Origin of the sequence: Paenibacillus antri, assembly GCF_005765165.1 — a bacterium.
Taxonomy (GTDB): domain Bacteria; phylum Bacillota; class Bacilli; order Paenibacillales; family YIM-B00363; genus Paenibacillus_AE; species Paenibacillus_AE antri.
Genome location: NZ_VCIW01000006.1, coordinates 274,624 through 300,573, shown reverse-complemented (window position 1 = coordinate 300,573; position 25,950 = coordinate 274,624). Strand labels below are relative to the sequence as shown.

General features: G+C 49.5%; 19 protein-coding genes. 4 read left to right on the top strand and 15 right to left on the bottom strand.

Going from position 1 to position 25,950, the window contains the following annotated elements; translation table 11 throughout:
• Nucleotides 1-194 precede the first annotated feature (194 nt).
• Nucleotides 195-1,265, top strand: coding sequence for an SDR family oxidoreductase (locus tag FE782_RS12445; RefSeq protein ID WP_138194402.1), 1,071 nt, complete (start codon nt 195-197; stop codon nt 1,263-1,265).
• 47 nt (nt 1,266-1,312) lie between these two features.
• On the opposite strand, the gene FE782_RS12440 is transcribed toward FE782_RS12445, so the two are convergent.
• From FE782_RS12440 to FE782_RS12430, 3 genes are all read right to left on the bottom strand, one after another.
• Nucleotides 1,313-1,690, bottom strand: a complete 378-nt coding sequence (locus FE782_RS12440; RefSeq protein ID WP_138194401.1) for a winged helix-turn-helix transcriptional regulator — start codon at nt 1,688-1,690, stop codon at nt 1,313-1,315.
• A gap of 316 nt (nt 1,691-2,006) precedes the next feature.
• A complete protein-coding gene (locus FE782_RS12435) occupies nt 2,007-2,885 on the bottom strand; it encodes a sulfite exporter TauE/SafE family protein (protein ID WP_138194400.1) in 879 nt (292 codons plus the stop codon).
• A 218-nt stretch (nt 2,886-3,103) separates the two neighbouring features.
• Complete coding sequence (locus FE782_RS12430; protein ID WP_138194399.1) at nt 3,104-3,526, bottom strand: VOC family protein; 423 nt, start codon at nt 3,524-3,526, stop codon at nt 3,104-3,106.
• A gap of 208 nt (nt 3,527-3,734) precedes the next feature.
• Here FE782_RS12430 and FE782_RS12425 point away from each other — a divergent pair, with 208 nt between their 5' ends.
• A complete protein-coding gene (locus tag FE782_RS12425) occupies nt 3,735-4,625 on the top strand; it encodes a diguanylate cyclase domain-containing protein (protein ID WP_138194398.1) in 891 nt (296 codons plus the stop codon).
• Between the two features lie 65 nt (nt 4,626-4,690).
• Here the strand turns inward: FE782_RS12425 and FE782_RS12420 are convergent, their stop codons facing one another.
• From FE782_RS12420 to FE782_RS12390, 7 genes are all read right to left on the bottom strand, one after another.
• Entirely contained in the window at nt 4,691-5,620 is a 930-nt protein-coding gene (locus tag FE782_RS12420; protein WP_138194397.1) for a family 43 glycosylhydrolase, read from the bottom strand.
• Nucleotides 5,621-5,644: 24 nt separating this feature from the next.
• Nucleotides 5,645-7,270, bottom strand: coding sequence for an extracellular solute-binding protein (locus tag FE782_RS12415; RefSeq protein ID WP_238392452.1), 1,626 nt, complete (start codon nt 7,268-7,270; stop codon nt 5,645-5,647).
• Nucleotides 7,271-7,296: 26 nt separating this feature from the next.
• Entirely contained in the window at nt 7,297-8,172 is an 876-nt protein-coding gene (locus FE782_RS12410) for a carbohydrate ABC transporter permease (RefSeq protein ID WP_138194396.1), read from the bottom strand.
• A gap of 18 nt (nt 8,173-8,190) precedes the next feature.
• Entirely contained in the window at nt 8,191-9,045 is an 855-nt protein-coding gene (locus tag FE782_RS12405) for an ABC transporter permease (protein WP_138194435.1), read from the bottom strand.
• Nucleotides 9,046-9,360: 315 nt separating this feature from the next.
• The gene (locus FE782_RS12400; RefSeq protein ID WP_138194395.1) at nt 9,361-11,577 is read right to left on the bottom strand and encodes an AraC family transcriptional regulator; all 2,217 of its coding nucleotides are present in this window, start codon (nt 11,575-11,577) and stop codon (nt 9,361-9,363) included.
• A 199-nt stretch (nt 11,578-11,776) separates the two neighbouring features.
• Complete coding sequence (locus tag FE782_RS12395) at nt 11,777-12,019, bottom strand: hypothetical protein (RefSeq protein ID WP_138194394.1); 243 nt, start codon at nt 12,017-12,019, stop codon at nt 11,777-11,779.
• A 76-nt stretch (nt 12,020-12,095) separates the two neighbouring features.
• The gene (locus FE782_RS12390) at nt 12,096-13,064 is read right to left on the bottom strand and encodes a helix-turn-helix transcriptional regulator (RefSeq protein WP_274388712.1); all 969 of its coding nucleotides are present in this window, start codon (nt 13,062-13,064) and stop codon (nt 12,096-12,098) included.
• Nucleotides 13,065-13,146: 82 nt separating this feature from the next.
• Between FE782_RS12390 and FE782_RS12385 the strand changes: the two genes are divergently transcribed.
• Nucleotides 13,147-13,626, top strand: coding sequence for a hypothetical protein (locus FE782_RS12385; RefSeq protein WP_138194392.1), 480 nt, complete (start codon nt 13,147-13,149; stop codon nt 13,624-13,626).
• A gap of 27 nt (nt 13,627-13,653) precedes the next feature.
• Nucleotides 13,654-14,130 carry a GyrI-like domain-containing protein gene (locus tag FE782_RS12380; RefSeq protein WP_138194391.1) on the top strand — a complete coding sequence of 159 codons (477 nt, stop codon included), beginning with the start codon at nt 13,654-13,656 and terminating at the stop codon, nt 14,128-14,130.
• Nucleotides 14,131-14,262: 132 nt separating this feature from the next.
• Here the strand turns inward: FE782_RS12380 and FE782_RS12375 are convergent, their stop codons facing one another.
• The 5 genes from FE782_RS12375 to FE782_RS12355 all read right to left on the bottom strand — a co-directional run bounded on the left by FE782_RS12375 (nt 14,263) and on the right by FE782_RS12355 (nt 25,840).
• Nucleotides 14,263-17,220 (bottom strand): NHL domain-containing protein, encoded by a 2,958-nt coding sequence (locus tag FE782_RS12375; protein ID WP_238392460.1) that lies wholly within the window; start codon nt 17,218-17,220, stop codon nt 14,263-14,265.
• A 325-nt stretch (nt 17,221-17,545) separates the two neighbouring features.
• Nucleotides 17,546-17,935: a DUF4143 domain-containing protein gene (locus FE782_RS32600; RefSeq protein ID WP_202914522.1), complete on the bottom strand. Its 390-nt coding sequence runs from the start codon at nt 17,933-17,935 to the stop codon at nt 17,546-17,548.
• A complete protein-coding gene (locus tag FE782_RS12370) occupies nt 17,905-18,930 on the bottom strand; it encodes an ATP-binding protein (RefSeq protein ID WP_202914521.1) in 1,026 nt (341 codons plus the stop codon). Before FE782_RS12370 ends, FE782_RS32600 begins: the two co-directional genes overlap by 31 nt.
• A gap of 158 nt (nt 18,931-19,088) precedes the next feature.
• The gene (locus FE782_RS12365) at nt 19,089-20,645 is read right to left on the bottom strand and encodes a DUF262 domain-containing protein (protein ID WP_138194389.1); all 1,557 of its coding nucleotides are present in this window, start codon (nt 20,643-20,645) and stop codon (nt 19,089-19,091) included.
• 1,133 nt (nt 20,646-21,778) lie between these two features.
• Nucleotides 21,779-25,840 (bottom strand): HD domain-containing protein, encoded by a 4,062-nt coding sequence (locus tag FE782_RS12355; RefSeq protein WP_138194387.1) that lies wholly within the window; start codon nt 25,838-25,840, stop codon nt 21,779-21,781.
• Nucleotides 25,841-25,950: the final 110 nt, after the last annotated feature.

Sequence of the window (25,950 nt, the reverse complement as noted above, 5' to 3'; positions counted from 1 at the left end):
GTATTCGAACGGAGCTGCCATGGCCGGCTCCTTCGTTGTTTCTACGAAACTAAATCTGACGGAATCTATCTTCCCGCTATCGCGCACCGCTGCCAAATGTTACTTTCAAGTTCCTATATGAGTTCAAAGTGCGTACTTCTCAATTTGTTCCTTTCATCGCACAATAATCCTGAAAAAGAAAGGAGAAAAATCATATGATCCCAATAAGTCATCCATCTCGCAAAACCGCTCTTGTTGCGGGAGCCAACGGAGTTATCGGACGGAATCTGATCGATTATCTCGCGACGCTTCCCGAATGGAATATCATCGGCGTGTCCCGACGCGGCGGAGAGGACTGCGGTCAAGTTCGTTACGTAGCGGTCGATCTGCTTAACGAAGAAGATACTCGCGCAAAACTGAGCCATCTTACGGAAGTTACCCATATCTTCTACGCTGCCTATCAGGATCGTCCAACATGGGCCGAACTCGTTCCGCCAAACCTGGCTATGCTCGCGAACGTCGTTAACGCGATCGAGCCGATCGCCCCGAACCTGAAGCATATTAGCCTCATGCAAGGATACAAGGTATATGGCGCACATCTGGGTCCCTTCAAAACGCCGGCGAAAGAATCGGACGCCCATCATATGCCTCCGGAGTTCAACATCGACCAACAACAATTTCTCGAACGACGACAGCCGGGCAGCGGGTGGACTTGGTCGGCCCTTCGTCCGTCGGTCGTTTGCGGGTTTGCCTTAGGAAATCCGATGAACCTGGCGATGGTGATCGCGATGTATGCCGCCATGTCCAAAGAGCTTGGCCTCTCGCTTCGTTTCCCCGGAAAGCCCGGCGCTTATCGCTCCCTGTTGGAGATGACCGACGCAGGACTGTTGGCTCGCGCGACGGTATGGGCGGCAACCGATGAACGTTGCGCCAATCAGGCTTATAATATTACCAACGGCGACCTTTTTAGATGGGATGAACTTTGGCCGAAGATCGCATCGTTCTTCGGTCTCGAGACGGCTCCGCCGCTGCCGATGTCGCTCGAGACGGCGATGGCGGACAAGGAGCCCCTATGGAACGCCATGGTAGAGAAGTACGACTTGATGAAAAACAGCTACAAGGACGTTTCTTCCTGGCGTTTCGGCGACTTTGTGTTCTCTTGGGATTACGATTTTTTTGCAGACGGCACCAAGGCGCGACGTTTCGGCTTTCATGAATTTGTAGATACGGAACAGATGTTTATGAACATCTTCGAGGACTTCCGCCGACGCAAGATCATTCCTTAATTCAGGTTTACACATGAAACCGGCTCCCTGCTATCCGCGGCCGGTTTCTATTGCGCTTCTTGAGGCACCCCGACAAGAATCCTTGCCCGATCCCCATGCACCCGTTGAATATGCGTATCGCCCCATCTGCACATGAGATGAAGGATCTCCTTCAGGCTCCAGCCGTAATCCGTCAGCTCATACTCGACTTTCGGCGGCACCTGGTTATAGGATATTCGGGAAACGACCCCATCCTCCGCCAATTCCGCCAGTTGCTGAGTCAGCACTTTCTGCGTAATTGCAGGTATCAAGCCCATCAACTCGCCGTTGCGTTTTTTGCCGAAGGTGAGGTGGAACAAAATTATCGGTTTCCACTTGCCTCCGATGACCTCAAGCGTTGCTTCCACCGCGGTGTTATATATTTTATCCTGTTCTGATTCCGACATAACAGTTTCCACTCCCTTCCCGTGCCTTCGCTTCTATAATCAAAATTAATTATATCACCTATGAAACGGCACTCCACCGAAAATGGAGGAAATGACAATTCAAGCGCTTCTCAATATTTATCCGTCATTTGCCGAATTACTCTATATACCCGCCGCCGTTATACCTTTCATGATGGTATCTTACTATGTCGAGCATGATTTTCGGCATGCCGAGTTCTTGTAATGGCGTACCCGTAAATGCGGTCCACAAGACGCGTGAGACGCCATAGAACAGGAAAACGCCGCCCTAAGGGCGACGCATGCAGGAAGGATTCGGTTACGCGTTCGCGACGCGCCGGAGCGATGACCATTGGTAGACGATCGCGGAGATCCACAGGACGAATACGACGATATAGATCGGAACCGTCCACTCGCTCGGCACGAAATCCACCGACTGGAGCAGCGTGTTGAGGTTCGTCAGAATAATGAAGCCGCCTACGGTCACGCCCATATATTGCGTCGGTATGACCTTCACGAGGTATGCCGCGAGCGGTGCCGCGAACATGCCGCCGAGGACGAACGCGAGCACCCAGAACAAGTTGAACGCCTCCCAGCCGAGGAAGAGCGCGAAGCCGAGCGTCGCCGCGACGGCGATCGCGAACTCGCTCGTCGCCACCGTGCCGACGACCTTGCGCGGCGTCGCGCCGTTCTTCGCGAGCAGCGCGGGCGTCGTGATCGGCCCCCATCCGCCGCCCCCGACGGCGTCGAAAAATCCGCCGACGATCGCGAGCGGGACGACGAACTTTTTCGAATACGCGGGCTGCTGTTCCGGTTCGTCTTGACGCTGTCTCGCTTGAAGCAAGAATCGAATTAAAATATACACCCCGAGCGCCGTCAAGAACGCCGCGATGAACGGCTTCAGCAGATGCCCCGGTAAGGAGCTTAGGAACGCTGCGCCTAGGAACGCGGCAATCGCCCCGGGGATCAGCAACCTCCAGGCGAGCCGCCGGTCTACGTTCTTAAAGTAGATATGCGAGGCCCCGGACGCCGCCGTCGTCCCGACCTCCGCCAGATGAATCGACGCCGATACGACCGCAGGAGCGACGCCGAGCATCAGCAGCATCGAACCCGACGTCGCCCCGAACCCCATCCCGAGCGACCCGTCGACCAGCTGCGCAAAAAAACCGACGAGACTGAATAAGACCAACTTTCTCATGTCGAAATCACCCTGCCTTTAATTCCCACTGTTCTTCTATGGTTTATTCAGCGGGCAGGGTGCCGGTTCGCCCAGATCGGGCGTTTTCGACTTATTGCGATTTCGGGGGAAAGCAGGGGCACGCGCCTATACTCTCCGCTTGACAGGGTTCGTCTCGCGCTTGATCGGTTGCTTGCTTCCTTCGGAAATAGCAAAATCGTTTTCGCCGTTACTCGGTCTTAGCGTTCAATCTCCGTATATATTTGGAAGGTCACGCCGAATCGGTCCGTCACATCGCCGAATCCGGGGCTGAACGACTCCTCGCTGAACGGTATGTTGACTTGACCGCCTTCGCTCAGCGCATCGAAGAAGCGTCTCGATTGCGCGACATCCTTCGTCGTAATGCAGATCGTCACCTGCTTGCCGCTCGCGGGCGCCGCGCCCCCGGGCGAATCCGAGAACATCAGCTCCGATGCGCCTACGCGCAGCTTCGCATGCGCCACCAGCTCCTTCATCTCGTCCGTGAACGTGTTCGGCATGTTCGGCATATCGCCGTAAGTCGAGAGGAACAGCACCTCCGCGCCGATCGCTTGCTCATAGAACCTGATTGCCTCATTGGCCTTTCCTTCCAGCGTAATGTACGGGGTCAGTGTAACGGTCATTGATCGTTCCTCCTAAGGGGTAAGTGATCGTCCTATTGGACTTCACTACGTTAGACGAACGACCCGGCGCGAATTCATCGGTCCGCGGCGAAATTGTTTTTCGGGGACAGAAAAACTGACGATTCTAGTATTGACTTTCCCGTAACGGTAAGGATTATGATGAACTCGAGGAATTCCGGCCGGATTAACTCGCGAGAGGGTGCCCCTTTTGAAAATTGGAGAGTTCGCAGAACGGAACCATGTCACGACGAAGCTGCTTCGACATTACGACGAGATTGGCCTGCTTACCCCCTCGGACAAAGATCCGGTGACAGGCTATCGGTCCTATTCGCAGGAGCAAGGCCACAAGCTGAACTGGATTTTGGTTTTGAAGAGTCTTGACTTTTCCCTTATCCGAATCAAAGAACTGTTAGACGGGCCGATCGACCGTACGATGTTTATCGACCAACTGGTATGCAAGCGGATCGAGATCACTTCGGCGCTGAACGAACAGATCCAGAAGAAAATCGCCATCGATCGTCTCATCGCGATGGTCGAGAAGGAGGGATTCAAAATGAATAAGAACATCGACTTGCAACAAACAGGGTTCGCCGACGTCCATGAAATCAAGAAGAACATGCCCAACATGGAGATGTTCCTGGAGGCGGCGGCAAGCATCGCGGCACAGAATTCGGGGGATGAACGGATCTCGGTGTTTCGGTTCGACATCAGCCATTTCAAGCAGGTGAACGACGAGTACGGATTCGATGTCGGAGATCAAGTGATCGTCGCCTGTTTTCGAATGATCGAATCCAATGTCGGTAAGCATCTGACTCGCGCGACGATCGGCCGGGCGGCCGGTGACGAATTCATCGTATTCGCTAGGGCGAGCAAGGACTTGGCTGCGCAAACCGCGCAAGGCATCATAGAGGATATGAAACATTTTGATTTTTCCAGTATCGGCTGCCCGAAACAAATGGGTTGCTATATCGGAGGGTTGGTCGGACCGGCCGGCAACGGCGCGGATCTACGGCAGTTTATCGAGAATTCCATAGAGATGCTCGAGCATGCCAGAAAGCTTGGACCGAACTCGTTCGCGATCGAAGCTCTTGGCGGCTAGCGATGGTTTCACCCCCTTCACGTCTGTTGAAGGGGGTTTTTCGTTATAAGCTCAAGACGAAGTTCTTAGATTCGTGCCTCCATATGGAAAGGCAGTCCATCGCGCCAGCCGATCTCGGTCATAGATAAATACCAAGACCGCCCCATATCAGCGTTTCCTTGATAAAACAAGTAGGTACGGTCGTCCTCGTCCGTAAAGACGAACGGATGGCCGGATTCGCTAGAATTCCAACTGCCCGGGCTGCCGTTCGGAAGGAACGGCTCGTCGAACAGCCTTGTCCAAGAGATGCCGTCCTCGCTTACGGCGCATCCGATCTGCTGAGGGCAATTGTTATATGCCCCTCCGTAGAACATGAACAGCTTCCCCTCTCGCTCGCAAACCGCCGCCGCCTCGATGCATTCTTGTTCCCATGGGAGCTCAGGCTTCAAGATCGAACGGTCGCAGACTTGTCTCCAGGAGCCTCTGCCGAAGCCGGAGTCCAGCTCGGCAACGGCCACGCCTTGCATCTGGATTTTCCCTGCCGGGTCCCGGGTAGCGAAGTACATAAACAGTTGGCCTTTCCACACGATGACATCGGCGTCAATCGCCCTGCCGTTATTCCAGTCGCCTGTCGGGGAGAACACCGGATTCGAACTGTCCTTCGTAAAGCGCACCCCATCGTCGGAGACGGCGTGGCAGATCGCGTCCTTGGCCCCGTTGCCGTACGTTTGATAGAACAGATGCACCTTACCGTCCAGCACGATAGCCCCCGGGGCGCAGATGCCGTTCTTCTCGCATGCCTGCTCGGGCTTGATCTCGCCGATTTTCTCCCAATCCCGCAGATTGCCGCTGCGGGCGATTCCAATCCCTCTTCCCATCCCCCAGCCTGTATCGGATTGATCCGATCGATCGGGAGCTGTGGTGTAGTACATGTAATAGACGCCCTTCAGTTTGACAACGGCTGGATCTTTCGCGAAAGATCTTCCCCGGTCCGTATCCGTAAACATCATTGTCATGGTTCTCTCTCCTTGAACGGCCGATTAATTCTTAACGAATTTCCACATATCCTTAGCCAAGAACGCTTTCTCCGAATTGTTGCCGTACCAATCCGAATAGAAGGCTTCCAGCTTGTCGCCTCCGGATTTGTTCCAGAGATCCTGCGCTTCATTGAAAGCTTGCTCGATGGTGTAGGAGGGTCCGGATACGATCGCCTTATTGTACAGATCCGCGATCTTCGACACATTGCTGTTGATCATGTTGAGCTCCTCGGGAAGCGTCGGCATGTGTTCCCCGTAAGTGATAGGCGCATATTCCACGTCGGCGCTTAAGTTCGCTTCATTATTTTCTTTGATCAGCCGGAGGAAATCCTGTTCCAGAGGCTTCGAAGGATCCAATTGGCTTTGAATATCCGTACAAGCGCCCAATTCGACCCGAGAGAGCAGCAGTTGGAAGTCTATGTTCCACGACACTTCCTTGTTGAATTTCTCGGCGTCGATCGGCTGGAGACATCCATTGGAACCCTTTACGGAATCCACTCCTTCCTGGCCGAATCGAAGCATTTCGCCGGCGGTACGGGACGCCATAAAATCGATATATGCCATAGCGGCTTCCGGGTCTTTGGTTTTGGCATTGATGATCGTGGTCATCTGCACAGGGTTGTTGACGCCGATGACAAATCGGCCGAATTCGGACTCCGGCAATTTGATCGCCTTCACCTCGGCAGTCGGGACGTTATTTTTCAACTGCTCATAATATTGATTGAAGTTGACCAAATCGATCGTCCGGCCCACGAAGATGCCGATCTTACCGTTGTTCCAATCCTGCTGGGCTTTCTGTCCGTTCTTGTCGGCAAGAAAATCCTTATCGACCAATCCGGCGTCGTACAGCCGTTTCTTGAAGGCATTGGCCGCATTTTCCTGTTTCCAACCCCGCACTAGCTTCCCGTCTTCCACCACCCAGGTGACGTTGCGGAACATGGTGTTGATCGTCCCGCCCGTTTCGCCGCTCAGGGCAATTCCGAAGGTGTCCTTCACGCCGTTGCCGTCGGGATCCTGCTCCGTGAAGGCCTTGGCCACCTCAAACAGTTCTTCGGTCGTCTGCGGCGCTTGAAGCCCCAGCTTGTCCAGCCAATCTTGACGGATGAATAGCGCTTGGAAGCCCACAAGCGGGGATACCCGGCCGAATTCGTACATGTTCCCGTCCGGCTTGGTGGCCGCCTTCTTGATTTCCGGATATTTCTGCAACAGTTGCTTGTATTCGGTGCTGCTCTTCTCGATCAGTTCGTCCACGGGCATGATCATCTTCTGCTGATACATTTGATCGCGGAAGCGGGTGTCGAATTCAAACACCACGTCCGGCGCATCCCCGGAGGCAAACAGCAAATTCAGCTTCTGCACCGCTTCGCCTCGCGGGATCGGGACATATTTCCCGTTGACTGGCCCGTTCTCGTTCAGCCACTTCGTCCAGCGATTATTGTCGATGGTCCCCATTTCCTGAGGCACATTGCCCCTATCGTAGATGGATATGGAGAGCGATGGCTTCTCTTTAGGCGCTGATGTTTCGACGCCGCCGACTTCCTCCGGAGCGGAGTTTGAGCAGGCTGCCGCAATTGCTGTGCAAGCAATCGCTCCCGCGACCAAAGCCGGCTTCACGATTTTCATTTTCATTTTGCGCGTCCCCCTTATTTGGTTCGTTACCCTTTAACGGCACCGATCATGACACCTCTAACGAAGTACTTTTGCAATAACGGATAAACGAACAGCAATGGCAGTACCATGATGATGATCGCTGCCGAGTTCACCATGTCCGGAGACAAATTCAGCTGCTCGGACGATTCCAGGCCGTTCATCTGAGCAAGCATCATCTGACTCTGAATCAGCTGCTGGACCAGCACCGCGATATTGTATTTGTCCGGCTCATTAATGTACATCAGGACGCTGAAGAAGGAGTTCCAGTACCCGACGCCGTAAAATAACGCCAACGTAGCGATTACCGGCATTGACAGCGGCAGGACGACTTGGAGCAGGTATCGCCATTCCCCGCACCCGTCCATCCTGGACGCTTCGTCGATTTCGCCGGGAATATTTTCGATAAACGTTCGTAACACCAGCATGTTGAAGACGCTTACGAGCCCTGGCAGCCACAAAGCCCAATAGGTATTGATCAGCTCGAGATTCCGGATGGTCAAGTAGGTGGGGATTAACCCCCCGTTGAACAGCATCGTAAACACAATCCCCATCATAAATAGCCGGCGCCCCAAAAAATAGGCTCGAGTGAGCGGATATGCGGCTAAGATCGTAAACCCCATGCTGAGAACCACTCCGACCAGCGTAATCGCCACACTATTGTTGAAGGCGGATACGACAGGGGAGTTCTCAAACAGCTGCGTATATGCCGCGAACGTCATCTCTACCGGGAACAAGGTAACCCGGCCCGCAGAGACGGCCTGAAGCGAGCTGGTCGAAATCGATGCGATGTGCATCAGAGGCAACAGGCATAGCAAGCCGACGATGGTCAAAACCGAATAGACGCCGACCAAATAGACGCGCTCTCCCATCGACGGCTTCACAGGGCCGCTCCCCCCTTGTTACCAGAGTCCATGTCCGAACCTCCTTGCAATGGCGTTAGTGATAAGAACAAGGACGAAGCCAACCAACGATTCGAACAAGCCGATCGCCGCCGTCAGACTGAATTGCGAGCCCATCAATCCGACCTTGTAAATATAGGTGCTGATCACTTCCGAGACGTCCGATACGGTGGAATTTTGCAGCATGTAAATTTGATCGAACCCCACCTCCATGACCCGGCCCATAGACAAGATCAACATCAGTACAATGGTCACCTGCAGTCCGGGCAGCGTCACATGGCGGATCTGCTTCCACTTGGAGGCACCGTCTATACTGGCCGCTTCATACAGCGCCGGGTCGATGCTGGTTAAAGCCGCTAGATAAATAATGGCGCTGAAGCCCGCTTCTTTCCAAATACCGGAGCCTACGAAGATGGCTAGCCATGAACCTTCGCGGTACAAGAAGGGATACGTATGGCCGGTAATACTCTCCCACCACCCGCTTACAATACCGTTCTGCTGCGAGAAGATCGTCACGATCATTCCGCTTACGATAATCCATGAGAAAAAGTGCGGCAGATACACCAGCGTCTGAACCATCCGCTTGAACCACATCCGGCGGACCTCATTCAACAGGATCGCGAGAATAATCGGGAACGGAAATCCGATGACGATAGACAGAAGACTTAACATCAAGGTATTGCGGATGATCTGAATGGGCGTAGGCGTGCTGAACAGGAGACGGAAGTTGTCGAATCCGACCCACGGACTGTGGAGAATTCCATCCATCATATTGTATTTCTTGAATGCAATGACCGCCCCGCCCATCGGAACGTATTTAAAAATAACGAAGAACGCAATGATGGGTACGAACATCAGGTAGAGAGGCACATTTCGCCTCCAAATCCGGCTGATGAAAATCACCTCCTGGTCAGTAATGAATAAGGACAAGTTCCGGACTTGCTCTGCCGTGCTTCCTCCTGCAGGATGGCCTCAAGCACACCATGAATATAGGCCCTTAAGACAGCCGTAATCAATTTACACTTTTCCCCGGATAATCAATTGTGCGAAGCCGCCCGCGCAAAGAAGCCGTCTCCGCTAGCGGAAACGGCTTGCACCAAGAACGCGATGCGACGAGTATGGCGGATAGATATAAACATTTTTCGCCTCTAAACTTTTATGTCACGATGGTTAGGACATCTTGCGATATTCCCCCGGGGTTTGGCCGGAATACCTCTTGAATGTCCGAATGAAGGAGATTACCTGTGGATAGCCTACCTGCATACCGATGTTCTGGACCGATAGATTCGTTTCTTTCAGAAGCCGCTCCGCCTCCTTCATTCTCAGTTCTAGAACGTAGTCGATAAAGCGGATGCCCGTTCCGGCCTTAAACAGCTTGCTGACCAACCGCGGAGCCAACCCGAAGGTGTCGCCGATAAGATCCAACGACAGGTCGGGATCGGCATAGTGGCTATTCACATATTGAGTAATCTGCTCCACCGCGGTCATCTTCGGTTCCGCATGCCGCCATTCGCGCAAAGCGTCGAACATGGCCTGGAGGAATAACAACAGACTGTTTTCCATCTCTCGGTTCAGTTCCTTCGCCAGAATCGCCGCGGGAGGGTGCCGGCGGAAGATCTCCATCCATTCCGCCAATAGCGTCTCCGGAAGCTCGCTCATCTCCTTCTCCAGGGAGTAGAAGACATATGCGACGACCTCGGCGCACTGATCCCGAAGCAATTCATCCTGTCTCATCTCTCGGAACAAGCGTTGGAACAGGTCCGTCCAAGCCGGATCGGCGGCGCGGAGCAGCTTCACCAGCTGCCTGGCCGTTGTCAGATGGACATATAAATCGCCCTTGGCGGCCAGCCTCCATTCCGTTGCGGGGTATACCTTGTTGTAGCCATGAAGGTTACGGTATTGGCCTGCTTGCAGCGCCGCTCGATAGGAACTATGGATATCGTCGCTCTCCTCGGCCGTACTGCCTAGATAGACGGACACGGTAAACTGGAGGTGTTCGGCTACCCAGCTCCTCAACTCGTTGGCGATGTGGAGCACCAATGCCGGATCCCGGTCTTGCCCGGTGTATAGAATGGAAATCAGCTGGTCCGCATCCTTCCATTCCGACCAGACGGTCATGCCGTGATTTCCGCATATTTCATTCCAGACTCCCTGAACGACGAATTTCAGCAGACTCCGGTCGCGAGTGTTATAGGCTCTTAAGAATTGCTCATGGTTGTCAAGTACCGTTACCGCCACAAGCGTGGACCGGAATGAGTCGGGCAGCTCCAATTCGCCGGCCTCATGCTCCCATTCGGAAGCAGTCAACGAGAAATTGCCGTCCACCAACTCGTAGAACCAGTACCGCTTCCGGATTAGCAGATCGTCTTGATGTTTGGCTTCATACTCATTCGTCTTCTCGATTAGATTGTCCAGAGCGATCGATATGAATTGGAATTCATTATGGTTTCCGCCTTTGCCGACTTGCAAACTGCGTTTCAGCGTATATTGGCCGATTTGCATCATAATCCGCTCGATCGGCTTGTAGTTTCGGTGGGTGACGTAGGTAAGAACCAAAATACTCAGCAGCATGGTAACCAACGTCGGAAGCGTCCAACCGTCCAAAAAAACAGTCATGAACCGCTCCTCGGATTGGGGAACGCCGACAGTAAGCCGCCAGCCGGAGTAGGAGGACTCGACACGGCTTACCCCCCATTCCGCCAGCGGCGGCTCGTTCGTCCGGTACATCAACGCCCCGTCGCCCCCGGTAAGCTGCATATAGCTCGAGGTATCCGCGTTAACTGCTTTCATCAAGCTCTGGATGGCCCCGAGCTTGATGTTGACCACGACCACGCCTTTTCCAGTAGTCGAAGTAATCGGAACCCGTTTGACAAGGGAGACGACCTCTTGAGAGGCGTCGGAAGCAAACTGGCGAAACTGCCGCGGGGACGTCCACCTTCCGGGATCCGCATGACGAATCGCTTCCCGCAGAAAATCCTCGTCTTGGAAGGAGCCGTCGAGCTTGAATAATGCGCTGGTCGTTATGACTTCGCCTGTCGAGGATTTATAAATATACACGTCGCCTGTAATCGGAAACATCGTTCTTAGATCCGCTAGACGATTGGAAATTTCCATAATGGTATAAGGCGGTGTCGGTTGCGTGCTGTTGAGATAGTCTTCGATCAGCTCATCGGTCAGCATCATCTGGATGACAGATTTCTCAATGGTCTTCATGGATGAATCCAGCACGCTGGCCACATGGGAGGTGAAGAGTCCGTTTGTGTTCTGAATTCTCACCTTCGTTTCGGCATTCCATTTCACATAAAAAAACAAACTCAAGGCCAGCACCAGAAACAGCAGAATAGGCGCGTAGGACAACAACATGCGATAGAACCATTTTTTCTTCATATTTTCCCCCGCTTGCTCCGACCTCGATGTTTATACTAACATAGTGATTTCGATATAAATATATTGAATTTGTATATAATACGGCTGTCGCTTTTACTGCGCGCACAACAATACACGATTGGCTCCGGGGTCCTGGCGACGAAGAAACGCCGCCCTCGTCGGGGCGACGCTTCCACGGGAATCTCGTCTTCTTTTGTCGTTAAGCAACTTCTCGCAATCTCGGGATGGGAGCAACCGTGGAGTTGGATATGCCGCAATAATCTGCAATTCCCACATCGTGAACAAGGCGCCGTTCCCCCGCAGGGAACGACGCCTTTTCCAATTGCAACGCCTTCTTGCCGATGTCCGTCCGGTACAGGAAGGCAAAGGTCGGAATCCGCATAATCGGCGCATGCTCCAGCATCCCGTATTCTTCGGCATTTTTCGTATCGCGATACTTCATCTCAAGGAGGATCCTCGCCGTAGGCATCAGGACGACAATGTCGATCTCCTTCTGCGAAGCCGAATCCGGATAGAATTCAAGGAAATTTTAATTTTGCTAACCGCTCTTCTAAAATCGTACGCAGCTCGACAGGAATCCGCTCAAACTCGATCCCTCCCCCCAAAAACAAAAGCCAATCCGCATAATACGCCAGCGCCTCGACATCGGACACATCCAATTGAGCATGAAAAATTCCGCTGGACTGGAACATTCCGGTAAGGGATAAAATAATCCCCGGAGGGTGCATACGCTTAAAGCGCCGAATCCCGGTCGCATCCAGCTTCACCACAAGATTGGACTCCCGCGAACGAAGCCGTTTTTTATTCATGATCTCTTCCTCAGACCATCTCATCTTCTTCTCGGAAATTGCCGAATCCCGCAACATATCAACAGGTAAATAACGAAATTCATCCATATCGAAATCGTATACCTCGGCAAGCCACTGTGCGTTCGAGTTAAAAATATGCAGCAAATAAACGTCCATCAACTGCGGCCATCCAGGGCTCGCCTCATAAGTCAAGCGCAAGTGCTTATCCCGCACGGCAAGCGAAATCAGTTGGTTCAGCTCCGGAGGCGCCGCATCGTCGAGCTCCAGAAGATTCGGATTCGCAGGATTCGTATTTTCAAATAGCAAGATATGATTCAGCTCGATCAGCTCGTCTTGCTGCGTTTGCGACGCGATGCCGATTAGCTTCTCAGTGATCGAGCGGCGATTCTGCAGATAGGGCAGCTGCGAATTTTTCGAAGCCATAAAGCTGATCACAATCGCCTTCAGCTCGTCCGGCGTGAAGCGAACGGCGGGCAAATATTGATTTTGCATGACGAAGTAGCCGCCGCCGCGCCCAAGCTCGGTCGTCAGCGGAAAACCCATTTCCTGAATCTCATTAATGTCGCGAATCGCCGTCGCGCGGGAAATCTTGAATTCCCGCTGAATCTCGGCAATCGTAAAATGCGCGCGGTTATTGATGTACCGCATGATGAGGTTAATCCGTTCCGTTTTCTTCATGATCTATAAAGAGTATCACTTTCTGATACATTTAGCCAATAGTATCGATCTTGTAAGAGAAACCTTAAGGGAGCGATAGAAAATGACGACCTATTCCATCCAAACCATCGCGGAAAACTTCAAAATGACGGCTTTCGGTGTTACACTTGAGGACTATAACGATTGGGCAGGCAACGCGGCAAAAACGGCGGCGAAAAAAGCCGAAATCACGGAAAACGGGAAGCTTGCCGAACTTCTCGCGCTCGCGGACGGGCAAGAATACCAAATTAACTACGTGCTCGACGGCAAGGCGTGGCGGGGCTTCGGCGTGATGGGCGAATTCGATCTGGAAGGCGCGGTCGTCTTCGATTTCCTCGCAGGCGACTACATCGTCGTGCCCGGCACAGGCGCGAATCAAGACACGCTCGCCGATGAAATCACAGGCAACGTGTTCGGCAGCGTGCTGCAACAAATCACAGACTACAAATACGTGGGTCCGGGGAACTCCACCTTCGTCAAAGCCGCCGAACATGGCGAGTACTACGGCGAAATGTGGCTTCGCGCCAAAAAAGTCGCAGGTTAATCTCTCGGTCGGATCAAGGAGGCTCGCATGGCAGATTACACGATCGAACACAAAAAATCATTCACATTAACCGCTTATGGGTTCTCGATCCGTTCGAACTTCCAGGACATGACGGCTTTGCAGAAGGAAAAAGCCGAATTTTGGGGCAAACTCAAGGCCGACGGACGTTTCGACAAGCTCAAGGGCGCCGCGAAAGACGATCGCGAATGGTCGGTCAACGAGGTGTATCAAGGCAAACCGTGGAATTATTTCGCAGTGGAGGCCGGGAAATCCGTGGGCGACGCCACGCGCATCATCGAGTTTCCGGAGAGCGAGTACATCGTGGTCGCGGGAACCGGGGAGAAGGGCGCTTTGTTCGATCAGCTGACCTATCTTGCTTTCGGCGGCGTTTTGCCTCGAATCACGGATTACGCCTACATCGGCGGGCCGAATGCGACTTATCGAATCGCTAACGATGACGGCTCCTTCTACGGCGAGTTTTGGGTGCCTGTGGTGAAAAGATAGTCTCATCGTTGCTAGCGCCGTTCCCATGTGGAGCGGCGCTTAAGTTTATGTCTTACGATTACAGAGCAAGCCCGTTCAACCGGAGACGGGCGCTGGCCCAGCCGTCCGATGAACGGGCTTGCGGGAACCGGTTTACGGTTCCGAAATGTACTTCTCCGTGCCGTCCTGCTGCTTCTCGTAGGAATGGTCCATGGACGCTTCCTGGATATAGCCGTATGCCCAGTGGGCTTGCGTGACGTCCGGCCATTGCTGCGGCGCTCCGATCAGCGGCCCGCGGCCCAGCAGCCTGTCGAGCATCGCGACCGCCTCGGCGCGGGTCAGCGTCGAATTCGGGCGGAACGTGCCGTCCTCATACCCGTTCACGATACCTGCCGCATCCGCTCGCTCGATGACGGCTTTCGCCCAACTTCCTTCGGTATCGGTAAATCCCGCGCTTGCGCCCGATGCTTCGGGCAGCAACGGGGCGATCGCGCTCGCCATCTCCGCCCGGGTGATCGTCGCGTCCGGCTTGAAGCTGCCGTCGGGATATCCGATCATGAGGCTCCTGCCGGAGGCGCGGTCGATGTACGCCTTGGCCCAATGTCCATCCCCCACGTCCGGGAACGCTCCGGGCGTCGCATCCTCATCCCGGTCGAACACCCTGACCAACATCGCGGCGATCTCCGCGCGGGTTACGTTCCGGTCCGGAGCGAACGTCCCGTCGGCATAACCGAACAGAAACGCTTGATGCTCCGGATGCATCCAACGGATAACGGCAAACGTGCCCGTCTTGCCGGCGGAGACGGGAAAGCGGATCCCAAGCCGATCTTCGCCGTCATAGGGGACGATGCTTCCTCTCGCCAGCGCCTTCGTACCGTCGTCATACGACGCGAAGACCGCGACGCTCTTCAGCTGTTCGTCGCTGAGCGGCGCGCCGGTCAGCGGCAGAATCGCCTCGTATCCGTCGCCGGTCGCGTTCGATCCGATCGTCGTCGGATGACCGACGGTTTCGACCTTGCCGCCTCTTGCGGCCTCGAGCACGAGCGGATCCGTCGTTGCCGCCTTTTCGATCGATTCGATGTCCTCTTCCCCGGCCTGTACGACGCGGAACCGTAGTTCGTCCGTGACTCCTTCGAACGTTGTATTCGGGATGACGACACGCGCCTGCTTCGCGGCGATCTCCATCCGGATCCCGCCTTCGGACAGCAAATCTGCCGAAGCCTTCGGGAACGCCACCGACAACTTGACGTTACCGTCGATGTCGTCCGGGATAAGCATTTTCGCGAAAACGGATTCGTGCGCCCCCAGCTTGTCGATCGCCCGAGCCGCCTGCTCTTTCGTCAGTTCGACCGACGCTTGCCGGCGCCCGTCGCCCGCGGTCGAGCGGACGATATCGGCGTTCGATACGAGGGAATCGTCGTTACCGTCGACGACTTGAATCGTAGGCCGCCCGGAACCGGAATCGGAATCCGACGGCGGCGCCGGCGGCGAAGACGGTTCGGGAGCTCGCGGCGTCGCGCTCGCTTCGTTCGAAAATCCGCTGGCTCCTGCGGCGTTGTGCGCCTTCACCGCGAAATAATACGTCGTATCGTTGACAAGGCCTGTTGCCGTGTAAGTAACCCCTGTCACCGTGGTGAACGGCATTGGATCGTATGCACCTGATGCGGTGCCGATATACAAGCTGTAATAGACGGCTGACGTGACCGTGTCCCAGGCCAAAGTCGCTTGACCGTTGCCGGGAGTAGCCCTTAGGTTGGCGGGAGCATTGGGAGGACCCCACTGGGCGTATACGGTCACATCACCGCTCACGACGGTCGTCGCGTCGAAGACGGTTCCGCCGCCGTTCGGCAGCGTATTCCATCCCGCGAACGCATAGCCGGAACGGGTCGGCGGCGCTGGGAGGGCAGTCGCCGTCTCGCCGTCCCTCACGTTCAAGGTCGCTGGGGTTGCCTCCGTATCCCCGCCGTTCTTGTCGAATGTGACCGTATGGGTAACCGCTTCAAGCTTTTTGATCTTGTGGTTGCCGTAGTCCGAAACATATAGATTCCCGTCATCGTCCATATCGATCCCGAGCGGGACTTTCAGCTGTGCCGACGTCGCCGGCCCGCCGTCGCCGCTGTCCCCGGCGACGCCGGTCCCGGCAATCGTCGTGATGATGCCGGCCGGACTGATTTTCCGAACGGTATTACTGTTGCTCGCCACGACATACACCGTTCCGTCGTCGTCTACGGTAATTCCGGTCGGAAAAGCCAACCCGGCAGCCGTCGCCGGACCGCCGTCGCCGGAAGAGACGTTGCTTCCCGTGCCGGCCACCGTACTGATATTCCCGGACGTATCCACTTTCCGCACCCGATTGTTATTTCGATCTGCGATATACATATTCCCATTGCCGTCGAAGTCGATGGAATAGGGCGTATTCAATTGCGCCGATACCGCCGGACCGCCGTCTCCCGAGTAACCGGCGATTCCATTACCGGCTACCGTGGTGATGATACCGTTCTCTGTATCCACCTTCCGAATGACATTATTGAAGAGATCCGCAATATAAAGATTATCTTCGTGATCCACGGCCACATCCACCGGACGGTTCAGCAAGGCAAAAGTCGCTAACCCGCCGTCGCCGTCATAGCCCAGTTGACCCTTGCTCGAGCCGGCTACCGTTGTAATGATGCCGTCCTTATCCACCTTGCGTACGCGCTCAAAGCCGATTTCCGTGATATACATATTCCCTTCGCTGTCGAAGGCCACGGACGTGGGGAATCGCAACGTAGCCGAAGTCGCCGGGCCGCCGTCTCCCGAAGGGACGAAAATACTCGCCTCGACTCCGGTGCCGACGACCGTCGTGATGTTGCCGGCCGTATCCACCTTCCGGATCACATGATTGAGGTAAATCGGAATATACAGATTGCCATCGTCGTCTACGGCAACATGGTAAGCCGTATTGATTTGGGCGGAAGTCGCCGGCCCCCCGTCTCCTGTGTTGCCTAAAACTCCGGTCCCTGCGACCGTGTCGATCGTAAAGTGATCCGCCGCATAAGCGCGGCTCTCCCAGTCGTCCGACAGCAGGGGGACCCCTCCAATCGCCAACATCACCGCCAGCGCGACAAGCATCAACTTAGCTGCTCGTCCCCTCCATGTTTGCATATTGGCACTGCTCATCATTCTCCTCCTTTTCGGAACGTGTCTCCAATAAATGTAAGTCCGACAACTACTCCATTATAAGGGACCCGTTCGAAGTAAACATGATGCTTTCGGGGGATTGTTACCTAAAAAACTAGGACTGACCGCACTATTAAATGTTTCCGTCAGCCTAAATCCGTACTGGACGAGAGTGTTTTCGGACCATCCGCCGCGGAGCCGTAAATGTGTTCGTGATATAAATAAGGGGATGATCGGCTACCATCTAACGCATAAAGACGACAAAAAAACGCCGCTCTCATCGGAGCGACGCTTCCCGAAATCTCGACTTCTCGGCATGTCCAAGCAAATAGAGGAAGGCAAAGGCCGGAATCCGCATAATCGGCGCGTGATCCAGCATCCCGTAACCCTCGGCATTCTTCGTGATAAGCAGCGATGCCCTCGCGCCGTTCCCCTTCCGAGACCATTCGACGATCGCCTCCGACTCCTTGATCTTCGGGTGTTCACGGTACTTAATCTCAAGCAGAATCTTCGCCGTAGGCATCATAACGACAATACAGATCTCCTTCTGCGAAGCCGAATCCCGGAAATACCCCACCTTAGGGTTGAAGTTGTAATAAACCGTGTGAACATGCTTGTAGACCGCCGACTCCACGATCATCCCCATCTGCTCCGGATCATGCAACACTTCCTCACGCCCTGCAGCAGCACGGCATTCCGAATCGCCGCATCGGCGAGATACACCTTCGGCTTGGCCTTCAGCGCCTTTTTCCCCGCCATATCCACCGGATACCCCATATAGATGAGATTCGCAAGCTCCAGGAAGTTCAAGTATTTCAGCACCGTCGGACGCGTAATATCCATATGGTTCGAGATCGTCGCCGCCTCGATGATATTCCCCGTCGTCATGGAGAGGTACAGAAAGATTCGCTCCAGCTCGTCGATATGCCGAACATTGAACAACGCCACCATGTCCCGCTTCAGCACCTTATCCACGACATCCTCGCGAATAATTCGCTGGGCATACGACACATCGTCCGACAACGCAATTTCCGGAAACCCACCAATCAGAAGATATCGATGAAAATGTCTCTCCAACGGCTGCAGCTTGCCCATGAGTTCATTCAGATCCCTGGCGCTCAGCTCGCTTAGAGCTGTCGGCTTAATCTTATCGGGTAGTGTCGCGACCTCGATCCCGCGCAGTTCAAGGTATTCGTAGAAGGAGAGCGTCGGAATTCTGATTTGGACCCAGCGTCCGACGCCGCTTTCGGGCATATTGTCGTCTCGGTCTGGAGTGACCGATTGCGTTGCCATCACTCGATAGTTTGGGTTTTGGCCGTAGATGGCCTTCAACCAGCAGTTCCAATCTTGTGCGTATTGAATCTCGTCTAGAAAAAGTGAGATGTTTTCGTCAATGGCTAAATTGTTAATGAACACTTTGAGGATTCGGTCGATCCCTGAAATCTTTAACATCGGATGATCGAATGACACGTAGAGGATGTTCCTTGCTGACACCTGCTTGTCCAACGCATCGTGGATCATCTGATATATGATCGTCGACTTCCCAACACGTCTTGGCCCGGTTAAGATCACATGGCGCCGAATCGTCGGATGCTTGAAGCTCTGCTCTGCGTCATAGTATGCGAACCGCTTCACGGGCTTGGCGAAATCATCAGGAACCATTCCGGACTCCCACCACTTGTTGTATCCCCGCAGCACTTAAAGGACGCTAGCATCAGTAATGAGATTCCTCATGTTCCTGGACACCTCCGAAATAACTTAACATCTCAATTAAAAATGAGGGCCATGTATTGGTAAGTACCACTTACATGACCCTCATTTTAAATTAGTGTATTTGCAAACTCAGTTAGTAAAGTTGCCCTTTCCCTCAAGAAATCCGTGTAGGCAAGATCTAGTCCATCCCTTGGTATTAAACCGCTATCCAAAATAACATTATATTGATCACGGTCAATCCATTCTTTATATTCTTGAGGTGATCTTGCCTTTATTCTTTGGTTGTCTGCATTAGACAAGAAGCACAAATTGGCCAAAACATTTTGTTCTTTCGGGCCAATCCCATTCCGGTCCAAAAAATTTTTAGGGAAAATATGATGAAATTCTGTTCTGTTGCACAACTTCAGAACTTCCGCTAGGTTTACCGCCGCCCCTGATAGAAAACTTCTTGGTAGCTTCTGAGCAAGCATGACAATGAATATTTTTGTGTTAAGTGCACCTAAATAGAATTGATTATTCAAAAAGAAGGTGGAGTCCACATTACATGGAAATCGGGATATATCCTGATTCCCGTCAACTCTTAATGCAGCCATTGCCGCTATATCAGAAGCTTGCGCTCTATCAAGACTACTTGAGTATCGTCTAGCAAAGCACGTTCTCCAGAACCACTTTATTAACTGTCTGCGCTGAACTTCGGTATAGCCGGTGCCGGCTGTCCTCGTAGTCGCAAAAAACTTTGTTAGTGGAATAATCATAGCTGGATAAGGTAAGACCTTCATCGAATAGATATGAAGTTGTGTTCTTAAAAACTCAATGGATAGTAATATTCCATTTCTAATCTCTTCGAACCGTTCACGAACCTCAGGACCGTTTAGATTAATTAAATCCCTTGCTGCAGCACTGTTTGTAACTACGGCACTGCAACATTTTAATAAGAGGTCTGGTTCGCTATCGATTTCACCAAAGCCAAAGGGTTCGAGTTCATCCGCGAGCAACTGAAACTTTTCCTTCAAGTCGAATTCAGTACTCCATGTCCAAGCCGTGAGCAGTTGGTAAGTATCCAGGGGAATACCTGCTCTATTTATTCTCTCAAATATAATCGCAACATGCTCCCTTGAAGGGGTCTCTACTGTCTCAACGGGAATTGTTGCCTCTTTAAATCTTTCTTGTACCTCATCAACCACTTGCTTTTCATCATCACTAAAACTCTCTGTTGCACGTCTGTACTTTACTGAATCAAACAGCGTATTTAATGGAAAATGATGACTCTCGACATATTCTCTATCTGCAATCGCTAGGAATTGCTTGTCTCTAATATCAAAGTACACATCAAACCAATCACCGCTTGTCGAAGGAGTAAGTTCTGTTTGAAATACACCAAATAATGAAGTTAGTCTTTGTTGGCCGTCGAGAACATAATCCATTGGATACTGGTCAGGTGGTTCAGGGAGTATGAATGGACCGAGATCCCTATCAGATGCTAATTGTTCCCTAGTTCTCCATAATAAAATTGAACCGACGGGATAGCCATTATAAATGCTATCTAACAAAAATGCTACCTTTTCAGAGCTCCATACAAATCCTCTTTGAAAAGCTGGAATTCTTATTTCCCCAGACATAGTTCTTTGGATCAGTTTTCTTATGGGAATAGGTTCAAGAGACATATTTTCACCCTCAATATTGAACTAATAGGAATAATATAACATATCCTACGGTTATAGATCAGCACAATATATAATACATGCCCATTTTATAATGTTCAGCCCAAATAGTAGACTGGGTTACCTAACGTCACAAGCGCTACTCCATTCAGAAGGAATAGCGCTTCATCAGTAACGTTCCAATCATTTTTGACGCGGATGACGGAATAAGAAAATCTCAAAATATTGATTTGAAATACGAAAAACCACCTTATAAGGATCCCCCTTCCCAAGGGAAATCAAGGCGATTCGTAGGTCAATAGGCATTTGCCGAAGAAGTACTTCCCCTCCCGAAACATGTACGGACAAATCTTGACCGGAAAAGTAATTTATAATCGTATTCTTCAAGAAACCCGCGATAGAGGGCAATTCAATACTTTGCCTCCATAAATCTAAGTCAATGAGGGGTCGAATAGCCGACTTTCTCCAGACAATCTTCATATTTGTGTTTAATCATCGAAAATTACCCCAAAAACCGTCATGCTCCACGGTTGATTATTTCTAGTAAAGTAGACATGGTTTACTTGGAGTGGCGGGCATGATTGGCTTGTTGGCCTCTGCGAAGCCCGTGTCTTCGCCCTTCGAAGTGATTCATACCCGTTGAGGCTCCATGTCAACCATGTCGTCAATTTCCAGCTACAGACGATTTTTATAACCTAACAAGATTTTTTGGGGTAATTTAGCACGATACAACACACTTACGACTACCACGACATACTGCCACAGGTTGGCGCCCAAATCAGCATGTCACGCCGAGGCAATTGTTTAGACAATGCCTCAATGGAGAGATTCTTCACGTTCCTTAAAACGGAAGGGCACTATCCTTATGATATTCCAACATTAGACGAGGCACAGAAGGAGAATTATTCAATATTTTCATTTTTACAACGAAAACGCCCGCCAAGAAAATAAAAAAACTGACGCCTGTCGAATACAGACGCCAGTTTTCAGCCTAGGTGTTTATTGATTGTCTACTTAATTGGGTCTTGACCACGGATCCCCGCTGCTTCATTGTTTTGAAATTTTTTTAATCGTTGACAAGAATGGCAAACGAGGTTTTTATAAATGAATTGTATTACAACATCAACAGGAAAAAATCAATTCACTTTTTTCTTTCTAACCGCACTTTTATTTTTATCACTTACCATATTTTTCATTTGTTCTACTCTTTTAATTTGTTCTTCATCCAACAAAGCTCCACGAGTATAAAAAAACTCTAAAAGTGCAGTATAACCATCAATCTTGAATTCTGAGTCAAAATTACTTCTATTACTCATTCTAATACTCGAGATTTTCATTCCTTGACAATTTGTTTTTGCTTCAATGCTCCTTATGCGCTTACCGAAATTAGTACTCCCAACATCAGAATCCCAAATGCAAATGACGCCATCTGTACCACCACTAGCTAGAAGCTTGCCATCTTGACTTAATGATAAAGAATTAACCACTCCATTATGAGCCTTAGCAAATATTTGTGTACCTCTTGTTGTTTTGTTCCATAAAAGGATATCGCCGTTATTAAGTCCAACAAAAATTACATCGTCAATTTCGTTTACAGTGAAGCATCTGGATTTCGCACCTTTTGTCTGTATTTTAGAAATTGTTTTTCCATTTTCCCAAACGGTTAAATATTGATCATCTGATAATGTAACTAAGACATTACCCCCAAAGGATTCAATTACTTTAACATGCTTTTTGGAGGCAATCCATTCTTTTACTTTTGTCCCATCTTCAATATTATATATCTCTACCATGTTGTGTTCATTACCACGGCCGGCGACAGCAATTTGTGTATCATTATTTAACAATGCAACATCATAAAATGCTTCTGCTTCTTGGATATGAAGTATCTCACTTGTTGTTCCAACGTCCCAAACAAATAAACTCATGCCCCCACCAATTAAAAATGATTCATTTCTAGGACATTTAACAGATAAGGCTAGACTATCGGCAAACAAGACTGCCTTCTTATTAAAATACCTTGAATCAAATAGAACAACCCCTTCAGTCGCGTTTGCAACCGCTATAATATCTTTTTGGGTAAACCATTTAATTTTATAGCTTTCTGCATTTAACTTAATTACTTTTGGGATATTGTCCTCTGAATCTAGATCAAATATCCATATATTATCGTCATTCACTCCACATGCCAAAAACTTATTATTGGGACTCCACTCAAGAGTCATAACTATTTCAATTTCGTGTAAAACTATATCACTTACATCCGAATTACTGAAATTTGTACTCTTAAGCACACACCCAGATAAGTTTGCCTCTTTAAGGGAGGAATATTCAAAATTGCATTCAGTTAAATCTGTATTTATTAAGTCCGCTCCATCTATAATGGTCCTTGAAAAATCTCTCAGTTTAAATTCTGCCCCTAATAAGCGTAGAAGTGTCATCGAATTTCCGCCGACATATTTTACCTGATCGAAGGTTTGACCTCTAGTTCCTTCAACTAAGTGAAAAAGTTCCTCTTCATTTTTGCCGGAAGAAACTATGTCAACTAAGAAATCTTTAACGGCATTCATTCTTTCGTTACGTAAAGGAATTTCTCCGAAAGTCACTGATAGTTCAAAACAGTCTTTCTTCCTCATGGGGATCTCACAAGGATCACCATTTAATTCAGAATAAGTTACAACAAAATCATTTGACATATTGCCTAATTCTGCTGCAAATTTAAAAGCCACAAAGTATTCAGCTAAACTCTTATGTGCAAATTCATAATACCCAGCTGCATTCCTATGTAACAAAGTCTGACTTCTTAGGTCAAAGTCCCATGTATCAAGTTCATGTTGATCTTTTATCTTTTCACCAAAATACTCCTTTATCCTGTGAGGTATTGTAGTAAAGTGCACTTGAAGGTTTCCACTATAAAGCATTTCCCACGCCAATTCGCATAAGAAAAATAACTTATCTGATGTTGAAGTAAAGGTTTTCATTTGTGTAATATTTCGTAAAAGTAGCTTATCCGTTGCATATAAATAGACTTTCGCCGAACTGTCAAGCCGCTCTGCATTTACTTCCTCCAATGCAGCAAGCAATAATTCTATTAATACTGGTTTTCTAGCCATCTCGGATAAGTTTGGGTTTCTTAATATCTGCTCGGATATATCTTTTCCCTTTTCATTTCCCAACTTATTGAAAATAACTTGTTTGATTTGCTTGTCATTAAACTGCTGAATATAGACTACTTCGAATTTGGGAGGCTCTAGGACTAACATACGCCTCCCAAATTCCTCTCCAGCCAAAATTTTCTCTGATTCTTTCGCAAGGCGGAAATATTCAGTACGGCTAGTTAATATGACTTTGCTATTCTCATGAGCCAGTTTTGCTAATTCCCAAAAATTGTCAACAACTGTTTGATAGTCCACTTGTCTTGCCATTTCGTCAAATCCATCCAAGATTAATACTAGCTTCCCTCGCCTATTAATTTCTTGGAAAAATTCAAATGGATTACCCAAGAAGGGCAACTTATATTGCTCGACGAATGCCTCGTTAATAAGTTGTCTAACGTCCATTTGTTTTGAGAATGATCTAAGTGTAAGAAGAATCGGTAGTCTCTCATTTATTGGATCCTTAATGTACCTTCCCATCTGCCTGTACGCATAGTACCGACAAAACCATGTTTTACCTGACCCGAACTCACCTAACAACGAAACATGCATCTTGCCCCGTTCTTTTAACCAACTGTCAATATAGCTGACGATGCTACTATATGAGTCAGTATTTAATACCACTCCACTTTCGTCCATTTCTTGTTTATAGCAATTCAGATCGACATAAAGCTCGTTTATCTTATCATTCTCAACCAGTGCTTTTAAGCTACTAAAGTAAGGGCCAAGAACTTTATTATGCAGAAATTCTGAAAGATTAAATATTTCTATTCCTTCTATAGTAGTAACTCTAGTTCTAGCTTGCTTTGATACTCTTTGATCACATATTAATATTCCCTGAGGTATTTTCCTGTCAAGTGTATTGTCTAAAGTTTCAACATCATGGTGAGTTATTTCACCTCCGATGCACCGAACAAGTATTTTTTGTTTTATTGTTCCTTGTTCTAAAGTTGCATACATATCAATTGCGCGATCATTTATTTTCCTCGGTTCAGTTACTTCATAATTTATTGCCCTAAGCCAAGTTCTGACTTCATGCGCTAATTCAAAATATGGATCATTTTTTTTTTTTAGTGAGTTGATAATACCGACTATTTCAATTGGCAACTTTTCAATTCTATCGCTTCCTATTACTTTTGATTCGTCGTCAATTACCATAGGAATATTGTTCTGTGCCAAAATTGTTAAAACCGGCTTGTTTTTACTTTGAAATTCTGCAATGAAATTAGTAAAAAAGAAATCCCCATATTCAATTTCGTCTGTAGTATTTAACCTAATATTAATGGTGATTACATTTCTTGCTTTAAACGTAATTCTAGTTTTTTCATGCGCCCACCAATAAAAGGCATTAAACGGATTAATATTGAAAGTTTTTACAGTTTGTATAGAAACTCTATTGCTATCAATATCCAGTTCATCAGAAAATCTAAGGATTGAAGCAACTAATTGCTTTCGAATCTCTGGATCAAAGTTAGATATTAGAGTACAGTTCGTAATCAGTAATTTGGTATGATATAGACAAATATCCATAAGATCATCAACTAAATCCTCAGGGATACTTTTTGATGCTTTACCAAGCACCGTATTCCCAGTACGGTTGGCGTAGTCGATCCAAGCTATTGATAAATAATTATGGTTTTGTCTTATGCTTTTTTGTTCGTCATAATTGTAATTACTTGAACCTCTTTCGACAAATTCAACATCGAAACTTGCACCTAATTGTTTTGATTTCTCAAAGATCTCTGGGTGCTTTACTACATCACATTGCATTCCGATATCATGGAGGTAAACTCCAGCCAATAACAAATACATTTCTATTGAAGAAAGTTTTTTGCCACTGTTTGCTTCAAGAAGTTTACTGCAGAAATAAACTAATCTTTCACAGTGTTTTTCACCGTGGTCTGTATAATCTTGTATTATTCGCGGTGTATCCATCCCCCATATATCTTCCATAGCTTCTCTAATTTCAGCTAGACTTGTAAGAAGTCTATCATCACGTATGTTATCCATTAATTCTTTCTCAATATCCGAAAATCTTGCCAATAATAGTCACCAGCCCACAAATTAGTCTACAAAGTTTTACAATATTCTATTTTCTTCTGCACAAATTTACAGAATCCTTTTTTTAGGATAACTTTTTGCTCATGAAATTG

Coding starts and splice junctions, on each gene's coding strand:
- FE782_RS12385 (WP_138194392.1), top strand. CDS start 13,147: ATGACGACCTATTCCATCCAAACCATCGCGGAAAACTTCAAAATGACG.
- FE782_RS12395 (WP_138194394.1), bottom strand. CDS start 12,019: ATGAAGTATCGCGATACGAAAAATGCCGAAGAATACGGGATGCTGGAG.
- FE782_RS12420 (WP_138194397.1), bottom strand. CDS start 5,620: ATGACAATGATGTTTACGGATACGGACCGGGGAAGATCTTTCGCGAAA.
- FE782_RS12430 (WP_138194399.1), bottom strand. CDS start 3,526: ATGACCGTTACACTGACCCCGTACATTACGCTGGAAGGAAAGGCCAAT.
- FE782_RS12370 (WP_202914521.1), bottom strand. CDS start 18,930: ATGGTTCCTGATGATTTCGCCAAGCCCGTGAAGCGGTTCGCATACTAT.
- FE782_RS12405 (WP_138194435.1), bottom strand. CDS start 9,045: ATGTTCGTACCCATCATTGCGTTCTTCGTTATTTTTAAATACGTTCCG.
- FE782_RS12415 (WP_238392452.1), bottom strand. CDS start 7,270: ATGAAAATGAAAATCGTGAAGCCGGCTTTGGTCGCGGGAGCGATTGCT.
- FE782_RS12380 (WP_138194391.1), top strand. CDS start 13,654: ATGGCAGATTACACGATCGAACACAAAAAATCATTCACATTAACCGCT.
- FE782_RS12400 (WP_138194395.1), bottom strand. CDS start 11,577: ATGAAGAAAAAATGGTTCTATCGCATGTTGTTGTCCTACGCGCCTATT.
- FE782_RS12365 (WP_138194389.1), bottom strand. CDS start 20,645: ATGTCTCTTGAACCTATTCCCATAAGAAAACTGATCCAAAGAACTATG.
- FE782_RS12390 (WP_274388712.1), bottom strand. CDS start 13,064: ATGAAGAAAACGGAACGGATTAACCTCATCATGCGGTACATCAATAAC.
- FE782_RS12445 (WP_138194402.1), top strand. CDS start 195: ATGATCCCAATAAGTCATCCATCTCGCAAAACCGCTCTTGTTGCGGGA.
- FE782_RS12375 (WP_238392460.1), bottom strand. CDS start 17,220: ATGCTTGTCGCGCTGGCGGTGATGTTGGCGATTGGAGGGGTCCCCCTG.
- FE782_RS12440 (WP_138194401.1), bottom strand. CDS start 1,690: ATGTCGGAATCAGAACAGGATAAAATATATAACACCGCGGTGGAAGCA.
- FE782_RS12435 (WP_138194400.1), bottom strand. CDS start 2,885: ATGAGAAAGTTGGTCTTATTCAGTCTCGTCGGTTTTTTTGCGCAGCTG.